The sequence below is a fragment of the Candidatus Contendobacter odensis Run_B_J11 genome (assembly GCF_000531125.1).
Classification (GTDB): domain Bacteria; phylum Pseudomonadota; class Gammaproteobacteria; order Competibacterales; family Competibacteraceae; genus Contendibacter; species Contendibacter odensensis.
The window spans coordinates 34,094-42,366 of record NZ_CBTK010000071.1 but is presented as its reverse complement, the minus strand read 5'-3'; the positions used below and the strand labels follow the sequence as shown (position 1 = coordinate 42,366).

5 protein-coding genes and 3 tRNA genes are annotated in these 8,273 nt (G+C 56.6%); 1 reads left to right on the top strand and 7 read right to left on the bottom strand.

Translation table 11 applies throughout. From position 1 onward, the window contains the following. Positions 1-229: 229 nt before the first annotated feature. Positions 230-2,086: an extracellular solute-binding protein gene (locus tag BN874_RS06265; protein ID WP_081756185.1), complete on the bottom strand. Its 1,857-nt coding sequence runs from the start codon at positions 2,084-2,086 to the stop codon at positions 230-232. 67 nt (positions 2,087-2,153) lie between these two features. Here BN874_RS06265 and BN874_RS06260 point away from each other — a divergent pair, with 67 nt between their 5' ends. Further along, positions 2,154-2,939: an enoyl-ACP reductase FabI gene (locus BN874_RS06260; RefSeq protein WP_034431545.1), complete on the top strand. Its 786-nt coding sequence runs from the start codon at positions 2,154-2,156 to the stop codon at positions 2,937-2,939. 46 nt (positions 2,940-2,985) lie between these two features. Here BN874_RS06260 and BN874_RS06255 read toward each other — a convergent pair whose 3' ends face one another. From BN874_RS06255 to lon, 6 genes are all read right to left on the bottom strand, one after another. Continuing rightward, complete coding sequence (locus BN874_RS06255) at positions 2,986-4,908, bottom strand: SurA N-terminal domain-containing protein (protein WP_051497492.1); 1,923 nt, start codon at positions 4,906-4,908, stop codon at positions 2,986-2,988. 90 nt (positions 4,909-4,998) lie between these two features. Further along, positions 4,999-5,075 (bottom strand) — tRNA-Asp (locus BN874_RS06250). 57 nt (positions 5,076-5,132) lie between these two features. Next, positions 5,133-5,209: transfer RNA gene (locus tag BN874_RS06245), tRNA-Asp, on the bottom strand. 13 nt (positions 5,210-5,222) lie between these two features. Beyond that, positions 5,223-5,298 (bottom strand) — tRNA-Val (locus BN874_RS06240). 14 nt (positions 5,299-5,312) lie between these two features. After that, positions 5,313-5,615 carry an HU family DNA-binding protein gene (locus BN874_RS06235; protein WP_496109734.1) on the bottom strand — a complete coding sequence of 101 codons (303 nt, stop codon included), beginning with the start codon at positions 5,613-5,615 and terminating at the stop codon, positions 5,313-5,315. Between the two features lie 112 nt (positions 5,616-5,727). Beyond that, a complete protein-coding gene (gene lon, locus BN874_RS06230; RefSeq protein ID WP_051497491.1) occupies positions 5,728-8,184 on the bottom strand; it encodes an endopeptidase La in 2,457 nt (818 codons plus the stop codon). Positions 8,185-8,273: the final 89 nt, after the last annotated feature.

Here is an 8,273-nt window from a genome sequence, read left to right as displayed (position 1 = left end):
GAAAAATAGAATGGTATCTAAAAATTCCACAACCTGCATAGGAGAGCTATACCAAAATACCGAATATCACGTCACAGGAAAATTTACAGGAGGGAGTTTTTCGCGCGGTTCGTGGTGCATGGAGTATTCGGTATTCCGTTTCAGTCATAACACTGCCAGCCCGGTTTGACCGGACCGGCAGTATTGAAAAAGCGCATGACGACTGGCCTTCAAGCTCACAAAATAGCGATTAATTGGCCTTTCCCGACCCCGAACCACTTTGGCTCAGCGCCGCATCCTTGGCTGGGTCAATCCACCAGGCTTCCAGTTGCACGCCCTGCATCGGCGTCACCGGCGGATAACCGAATTTGTCCCAGAACGCGATGCGGGCATACGGAAGATGCCAGTGCGGGATGACCAGATAATTCCATTGCAGCGCCCGATCCAGCGCCCGCACCCGAGTCACCAGGCTAACGCGGTCGGGAGCGGCGATGAGCTGATCCACCAACCGGTCAACGACCGGATTTTTCAGACCGGCCAGATTGCGGCTACCCGGTTCGTTGGCGGCGGCGCTGCTCCAAAATTCCCGCTGCTCGTTGCCGGGTGACAGCGATTGACCCCAGACATTCACGATCATGTCGAAATCAAAATCGCGCACCCGATTTTCATACTGAGCCGAATCCACGCTGCGCACCGTCATTTCAATCCCCAACCGCTCCAGATTGCGCGCGAACGGTAGCGCGATGCGTTCCCAGGTCGGCTCATCAATCAGCAACTCGAAGCGGAATGGCTCGCCGGTTTTCGCATTGACCAGCTTGCGATCCCGAAACATCCAGCCGGCCTCCTGCAACAATTGCAACGCTTTCTGAAAATTGGCGCGGAGTTGGGCGTCATCGTTCGCGGTCGGCGGTTCATAAGCGGCGCTGAACACCTCCGGCGGCAATTCCTTGCGCAGCGGTTCCAAGACCGCTAATTCCTCCGGCGACGGCAAGCCGCGCGCTGCCAGTTCCGAATTGTCGAAATAGCTGCGGGTGCGGGTGTACTGGCTAAAGAACAGATTGCGGTTACTCCACTCGAAATCAAAGGCGTAAGCCAGCGCCTGGCGCACCTTGGCATCCTGGAACAGCGGACGGCGCAGGTTGTAGGCAAAGCCCTGCATCCCGGATGGCATCTGATGCGGGAAATTCTCCTTCTTCACCAGACCCTTGCTCAAGGCCGGGAAGTCGTAACCGGTGGCCCATAGCTTGGCGACATTCTCCATCCGCAGGTCATAATTCCCCGCTTTGAAGGCTTCCAGCGCCACTGTGACATCGCGGTAGTAATCGTAGCGCAGCCGGTCAATGTTATACCGTCCCCGGTTGACGGGCAGATCCTTGCCCCAGTACTGGTCGTCGCGCTGGTACACCACGAAGCGGCCAGGTTCAAAGCGCTCCAGCCGGTACGGGCCGCTGCCCACCGGTATCTCCAGAGTCGTCGCGCCGAACTCGCGGCCCTGCCAGTATTTTTTCGACAGCACCGGCATCTGGCCGATGATCAATGGCAGTTCGCGGTTTTCGCCGGGGTTAAAGCTGAACTTTACCTGCCGCTCGCCCAGTTTCTCGACCTTGGCGATGTTGGTGTAATAAAAACGGAACGACGGGCTGCCTTTGGTTTTCAGCGTCTCGAAAGAAAACAGCACGTCATCAACGGTGATCGGGCTGCCGTCGTGAAACTTGGCCTGCGGTCGCAGCACAAAAATCACCGAGCCGCGATCCTCAGCGACCTCCACACTTTCAGCAATCAGCCCATATTCACTGAATGGTTCATCGGCGCTACCGGTCAGCAGGCTCTCGAATAACTGACCGATGCCCGCAGCAGCTTGACCCTTGATGTTAAAGGGATTAAAGGTATCAAAGCTACCAATGGTAGCAAACCGGGCCTCGCCGCCCTTGGGTGCATTGGGATTGACGTAATCGAAATGGGAAAACTCCGGCCCGTATTTAGGTTGACCGTGCAGGGCGATACCATGCGTCGGCGCCGCAATGACCATTGCGGTTAGCAATGCGCCGCCCAAGCCGAACAAGCCCGCTACCCACCTACGCCGAAAACAGTATTTTGCGCACGTCATGCAGTATCCTTTACAGCTTGTGAAATGACCCGTCGAAACGATACCAAAACAGCATTAGGAGTTCATTATGGGCTTTCTCGCCGGTAAACGTGCCTTGATCGTAGGCATCGCCAGCAACCGTTCTATCGCTTGGGGCATCGCCCAAGCCATGCGCCGGGAAGGTGCTGAATTGGCTTTCACCTATCAGAATGACAAGTTGCAATCCCGAGTCGAGAAGATGGCTATCGAACTGGGCAGTTCCATCATCCTGCCCTGCGACGTGGCCAGCGACACCGATATTAACGCGGTATTCGCGCACTTGGGGCAACACTGGGACGGGCTGGACATCGTGGTGCATTCGGTGGCTTACGCGCCGCGTGAAGCGCTGGAAGGTGACTTTCTGGAAGGTATCAGCCGCGAAAATTTTCGCATCGCTCATGACATCAGCGCTTACAGCTTCGCAGCGCTGGCCAAGGCGGCCCGACCACTGATGAAGGGCCGGCGGGGCGCGCTGATCACCATGACCTATCTGGGCGGAGTGCGGGCGGTGCCCAACTACAACGTCATGGGCTTGGCCAAGGCCAGTCTGGATGCCAGCGTCCGCTATCTGGCCCAAGCGCTGGGGCCGGAAGGGATTCGGGTCAATGCCATTTCCGCCGGCCCGATTCGCACTCTGGCCGCGTCCGGCATCAAGAATTTCCGCAAGATGCTGGACACTTTTGAACACACCGCCCCGCTGCGCAAGTGCGTCACCATTGAAGAAGTGGGTAACACCGCAGCGTTTCTGTGCTCGGATCTGGCCTCTGGCATCACCGGCGAGATTGTGTATGTGGACAGCGGCTTCAACACCGTCGCGCCGGGCGCGATGGAATAAACATACTCAGCCCAACCCTCTCCCCCCAACGGAGAGGGAGGATTTTCTACAACCGGTCGGCGTGAGTCACAACCTTGATCTTGACACGTTGACTGCCGAGCAGCTTGTCAAATTGCCCGGAACCGGTCTGTTGCGCCAGTTGTTGCGTCAGTGCCTTGCGCTCATCCTCGGATAGCGCATCCTTTTGACCCGGCGCTACCCGGACCACCTCCAGCACCACCTGATCGCCACTCGCCAGCGCCGCGGTGCCGAGCGCTACCTTACCCGCCTCCGGTTGCGGCAAACGGAACGCAACGTCCAGCACCGCAGCGTCTACTGATGGCGCATCGCGCCCCACCAGCCCGACATTTTTGAACTCGCCGCCCAATTCCCTCGCCAAGGTTTGCAAATGCCCGCCTTGAGCGGCGCGGGTTTTCAAAGTCTCGGCGTCTTTGGCAATAGCCTCGCGGGCTTTCTGCTCACGCAACACCTTGACGATATCCTCACGGGATTCTTCCAGAGTGCGTGGCGTGGCGTCCTTATGCTCCTTGACCCGGATCATTACCACATGGCTCGGTTCCAGTTCGAGCGGCTCGCTGTTGACGCCTCGCTTAAGCACCTCTTCCCCAAAGGCGCTCTCGGTAACCTTGGGGTTGGCGGTGATGCCCTCTCCACCCTTGCGGCTGAACCAGTCGCTGTCCTGGATCGGCACCTTCAACGCTTGAGCGGCCAGTTCCAAACTATCTGGATGCTCGTAGCCAAGATTGGTCAGCGTCTGGCTAGTCTCGTAGAAACGACTCTCAGCCTGTTGTTGGCGGAGGTCCTTGGTTACGGACTCACGCACTTCCTCGAACGGCTTGACCTGAGCCGGAGTGATAGCGTCCAGCCGGATGATGTGAAAGCCCGACGGCATTCGCACCGGCCCGCTGACCTCACCGGCTTTTTGCAGGGCGTACAGCGCGTTCTCAAACGCCGGACTGTCGAACATTCCCTTGCCGATCACGCCCAGTTCACCGCCTTCCACTGCGCCAGCCGGGTCGGCCTTGGTTTCTTGCAACGCCTGATCGAAGCTCTTGCCACCGGAATGGATGCTATCGGCAATCTGCTGAGCTTTGGCGCGGGCATTTTCCACCGTGTCCTGACTGGCATTCAGCGGCAATGGGATCAGGATATGTGACGCCGAACGCTCTTCAGGCCGACCGTACTTGGCGATCTGCTCCTGATAGGCAGCTTTCAGCTCATCCTCACTGACTACGATGCCTTCAGCGATTTGCGCCAGTTTCAATTCGATAAATTGCACTCGCACCTGTTCAGGGTTGAAGAAACGTTCCTTGTTTTTCTCGAAGTAATCCGTGATTGCCGCATCGTCCACTGTCGCTTGGGTCACATATTTCGCCAACGACAGGACCACATACTGCAATTCCCGCTGTTGTTTGAGGAGAGCAATTAATGACTCCAGTTCCACTGGGGTAACCAGCGCCGAAGCTACCACGCTATCGCGCAGTTGTTCCGTCGCCAGCGACTGCCGCAAGCCCTCCTCAAACATTGCTGCGGTATAGCCCTGATTGCGCAGCAGTTGCTCGTACAGAGTTCGATTAAAGCCGTCGCTCTGCTGGAAAATCGGCAGCGCCATGACCGCGTCATGCAGTTGCTGATCGCCGATTCGCAGCCGCTGATCGCGGGCTATCTGGTTCAATACCCGCTCATCAATCAGTTGCCGCAACATTTCCTGTTTCAAACGCGGCCCATCCAGCAGCGCAGGATCGGTGTTACTACCCAGCATGGCCTGCAACCGCTGGCGTTGCTGCTGGTAAGCCCGCTGGAATTCCTGGAGTGAAATTTTGCTGTCGCCCACTACGGCGACATCGGTCGGCCCGCCACCCTCGAAGTAATAGTTAATGCCCCAGACGGCGAATGGGATGATCAACAAACCAATGATGGTATAGGCAAACCAGCCTTTAGCATGATCACGAATTTTCTGTAGCAGCATGGCAACTACCCAGGGTCAGAACAGAGGGTTGGAAGCAGAAAATGCGGCGGGCGCGCATAAAAAAAGGTGTCTGGAGACACCCTGAACATTTGGCGGAGCGGACGGGGCTCGAACCCGCGACCCCCGGCGTGACAGGCCGGTATTCTAACCAACTGAACTACCGCTCCGGGATACAACGAAACATCGACAAGGCACGACTATGCACAGTGTAAAAGGATAATATTTGGCGGAGCGGACGGGGCTCGAACCCGCGACCCCCGGCGTGACAGGCCGGTATTCTAACCAACTGAACTACCGCTCCGATACCCAAACCGTGGTGGGTGCTGAGGGACTCGAACCCGCGACCCTCGCCTTGTAAGGGCGATGCTCTACCAACTGAGCTAAGCACCCTAAGAAAGAACTTATTATTTTAAGCCATCCCGAAGCGTTTTACCAGCCTTGAAAACTGGCGTCTTACTGGCTTTGAGATCCATCGGTTTGCCGGTCTTGGGATTGTGCCCCGTCCGGGCCGGGCGCTCCCGCACCGAAAAAGTGCCGAATCCGGTCAGCACCACAGAATCCCCCTCCCTAAGCGCCTTGCCCACTGTCGCCAGTACGGCGTCCAAGGCTTTGCCAGCGGCAACTTTGGACAGCTCAGCCGCTTGAGCAACAGCATCAACGAGTTCAGTCTTGTTCATAGCCCCTTCCTGTGCGGTATTGTGCGTTATTGGGTTTGAAGCTGCTTGGCATGGCGCACGGTAGCCCGTGCCACGCAGTGAATGACAGCGATTTATCCTTATAGCAGGGCGTTTGAAGCAGTGTCAATTGGCGCTGAAGACATCAATGCGCCCGCACACCTTCCAACGCACCACCGACCTTGGCCGTAGATTCTGGTGCAGGCACCGACTCATCCGGTTCCGCTCCATCACCCATTTTTGGTATTGGCCGGGATTGCAATGCGATATCCAGCACCTGGTCGATCCAGCGCACAGGGCGTACATCCAGCTTAGCCAGGATATTTTCCGGGATATCTGCCAAGTCTTTGCGATTTTCCTCAGGAATGATCACGGTTGCGATACTCCCCCGGTGCGCGGCCAACAATTTCTCCTTCAGCCCGCCAATCGGCAACACCTCGCCACGCAACGTGATCTCGCCGGTCATGGCCACGCTGGCGCGGGCTGGAACATGGGTGAGTGCCGATACCAAGGCTGTACACATGCCGATGCCCGCGCTAGGACCGTCTTTGGGTGTGGCACCCTCGGGAACATGGATATGCAGATCATATTTTTGATGGAATTCCGGGTCGATGCCCAGAACCTCGGCGCGACTGCGCACTACGGTCATTGCTGCCTGAATGGATTCGCGCATCACTTCGCCCAACTGACCGGTATGGATCAGTTTGCCCTTGCCAGGCACCAGCGCCGCTTCAATGCTGAGTAATTCGCCGCCCACCTCGGTCCAGGCCAGCCCCGTCACCTGGCCGACCTGATCCTGTTCCTCGGCCAAACCATAACGGAAACGCCGCACTCCCAAGTATTTATCCACCATGTCAGGCGTAACCACCGTCTTTTGGCCGATGGGATGCAGGGTAACTTCCTTGACTACCTTACGGCAGATTTTGGCGATCTCACGTTCCAGATTACGCACCCCGGCCTCGCGGGTATAGAAGCGGATGGTATCGCGGACGGCATCCTCAGCGATTTCCAGTTCATCCTTCTTCAAACCATTATTGGCAATCTGCTTTGGAACCAAATAACGCAACGCGATATTGAGCTTCTCATCTTCGGTATAACCGGGAATGCGGATGACCTCCATCCGATCCAGCAACGGCGGTGGAATGTTAAGCGAGTTAGCGGTTGCTACGAACATCACATCAGACAGATCGAAATCCACTTCCATATAGTGATCGCTGAAGGTGTTGTTTTGCTCGGGGTCCAGCACCTCGAGCAAGGCCGACGAGGGATCCCCACGAAAATCCATCGACATCTTATCGATCTCGTCGAACAGGAACAGTGGATTACGCACTCCGACCTTGGACAGGTTCTGGATGATCTTACCCGGCAGTGAACCAATGTAGGTGCGCCGATGGCCGCGAATTTCCGCCTCATCACGCACCCCGCCCAGTGACATCCGTGAAAATTTGCGGTTGGTGGCGCGGGCGATGGATCGCCCCAGCGAGGTTTTACCCACGCCCGGTGGCCCGACCAGACACAGAATCGGTCCCTTGAGCTTACGCGCCCGCTGCTGCACGGCGAGATATTCGAGAATCCGTTCCTTGACCTTCTCCAAGCCATAGTGATCGGTTTCCAGAATCCCCTCGGCAGTCGACAGATTCTGATGAATCTTGGTGCGCTTCTTCCACGGCACATTGACCAGCCATTCCAGGTAGTTGCGGACCACGGTGGCCTCAGCCGACATCGGTGACATCATTTTCAGCTTGTTCAACTCGGCCTGCGCCTTGGCCTTAGCTTCCTTCGGCATTCCGGCTTTCTCGATACGCTGGGTCAGATCCTCAATCTCGTTAGGCGCGTCCTCCAGATCACCAAGCTCCTTCTGAATCGCCTTCATCTGCTCATTCAGATAGTACTCGCGCTGGCTCTTCTCCATTTGCTGCTTGACCCGGCCACGGATGCGCTTCTCAACCTGGAGAATATCAATCTCGCCTTCCACTAAAGCCAATAGATGTTCGAGACGTTCTCGCAGATCCTCAATTTCCAGTATTTTCTGTTTTTCGTCCAGCTTGAGTACCATGTGCGCAGCAATAGTATCAGCTAGCCGACCCGGATCCTCGATGCTGGAAACCGAAGTCAGCACCTCGCCAGGGATTTTCTTATTGAGCTTGACATACTGATCGAAGGTGCCGAGCAGCGAGCGCACCAGCGCCTGAATTTCCTGGGCTGCATCCTCGTCGGACAACTCCTCCAGTGGCGACACCTCGGCGATAAAGCAGGCATGGGTTTCGGTAAAACGATGGATGTAGACCCGTTGGCTACCCTCCACGAGTACTTTGACCGTGCCATCAGGCAACCGCAGCAATTGCAGAATATTCGATAGGGTACCAACGGCATAAACGTCGTCAGCTCCTGGATCGTCCACTTCGGCGCTTTTCTGCGCGACCAGAACGATACGCTTACTGCTCCGCATCGCCTGATCGAGCGCGTGAATCGACTTCTCCCGACCTACGAACAGCGGGATAACCATATGCGGATAAACGACCACGTCGCGAAGCGGCAACACCGGCATTAACGTCGGCACATCATTGGGCAAATAGTCAAACTGGGTTCCGCTAGGCTTCATGGGTAGTTCTCCGCAGTTGAACGCGGTCAACCGGTGGCAGGAATTTGACAAACCGCGCCGGACAATGTTGGAGCCTGAATGGGTGCAAT